Genomic DNA, 1,344 nt, shown 5'->3' with positions numbered 1-1,344 from the left:
TGCCGTGATGATCTCCCATTCCCATCCTCCCGTTATGGTCGCCCGAACCCATTCCGGTGAGCTTGTCGAGCTCATCGTCGGGAGTGCCCTGAATGCCATCGACCCAGTCGTCGAGCACGATGGTCCACTCGACGTCCTGGTCCTCAGCGTCTTGCGGGTCACGGATGATCAGTGGGGCGTGGAGGCCGCGATCAAGCTGCAGGCCGGTGTGGGAATGGTAGAAGTAGGTGCCACCGTGGGGGACTTTAAAAACATAGGAGAAAGACTTGCCAGGTTCAATGGGGTCCTGGGTCATGCCGGGCACACCGTCGGCTGCGTTGTGGAGTGCGATGCCATGCCAGTGGATGGAGGTGCTCTCAGGCAGTTCATTAGTGATATCGACCTGGAGGACGTCGCCGGCGGTGGCCTCAATGGCCGCATCCCCGGTGTTAGAGACGTATCCCCACGTCTTGGCTTCGATGCCGCCGATATCCAGGGAGAGGGGCCGGGCGGTCAGTGTCCGGCGCACCGTCGGCTCACCGAGCGCAGTGGGGGTGGGAGTGGGGCGAAGGGAGGGACCTAGTGTCGAGGCAGCGGGTCCAGGGTTGCTGGTGCAGGCGGCCAAGGCCCCGGTGCCGGCGAGGACGAGCCCGCCGAGCAGAAACTGTCGTCGGGGAAACGCATTCGTCATGATTTAACCTTTCTTGGTGCAAGATTTCAGTGATACGGAAGACAGGCGCAGGTGAGGACTCTGCTGAGCCATCACGTCAGGCGCAGGTCTGTGACACAGGTGACACCGTCGTCGGTGGTGGAAAACTCCGTGGTGCCGGTACGCCCCTGGTAGCTGACCTCAATCAGGCCGGTGGTATCATCGGGAAGCCAGAAGCCAATAAACCCATTGTCGAAGGTGGTTGTCGCCTCGTCCACCAGCGCCTCACCGGTCGCCTCATCGGTGATCGTGACCTGGATATCCTCATTGTCGAGTTCCCCCAGGCAGGTCGTGAGGCTGTGGTAGAAGCAGTCGTGGGAGGCCATCGGCAAGAGGCGGGGCGGGGAGGTGATCATGGGAAAGCTCCTACGGGTCGGTGGGATGCGGCGACGCTACTCTCCAGCATATACCCCCATGGGGTATATTTTCAAGGGGTGGAGGGCACGGCCCTCACGCGGGGCAGGGTGTGGTCACCGAGCAGCCTCCTCACTGTCGGGAGGGGACAGCGGGAGGCGGAGGGTAAACACCGCTCCGCGACCGGGCCCGGGGGAGGTGGCGGTGAGAGTGCCGCTGTGGGCCTCGATCAATGCCTTGGAGATGATCAGACCGATACCGGCCCCGCCGTTGTCCCGGCTGCGGACGGCATCCCCCCCCCC

Annotated in this window: 3 protein-coding genes; all 3 read right to left on the bottom strand. The window is 63.2% G+C overall.

Features of this window, described 5'->3' with window-relative positions:
* Window positions 1-670 (bottom strand): multicopper oxidase domain-containing protein (locus tag HMPREF2756_RS05860; RefSeq protein ID WP_168163747.1); only part of this gene is annotated, 670 nt, incomplete at its 3' end.
* Window positions 671-741: 71 nt separating this feature from the next.
* The gene (locus HMPREF2756_RS05855) at window positions 742-1,044 is read right to left on the bottom strand and encodes a CueP family metal-binding protein (RefSeq protein WP_210393530.1); all 303 of its coding nucleotides are present in this window, start codon (window positions 1,042-1,044) and stop codon (window positions 742-744) included.
* Window positions 1,045-1,158: 114 nt separating this feature from the next.
* A partial coding sequence (locus tag HMPREF2756_RS05850; RefSeq protein ID WP_141747831.1) for an ATP-binding protein occupies window positions 1,159-1,344 on the bottom strand: 186 nt, incomplete at its 5' end.

Origin of the sequence: Rothia sp. HMSC067H10, from assembly GCF_001810635.1 — a bacterium.
Taxonomy (GTDB): Bacteria; Actinomycetota; Actinomycetes; order Actinomycetales; family Micrococcaceae; genus Rothia; species Rothia dentocariosa.
This window is presented reverse-complemented; position numbering and strand designations above follow the sequence as displayed.

Bases quoted from the DNA above. Each gene is read 5' to 3' on its own strand.
- HMPREF2756_RS05855 (WP_210393530.1), bottom strand. From the start codon at position 1,044: ATGATCACCTCCCCGCCCCGCCTCTTGCCGATGGCCTCCCACGACTGC.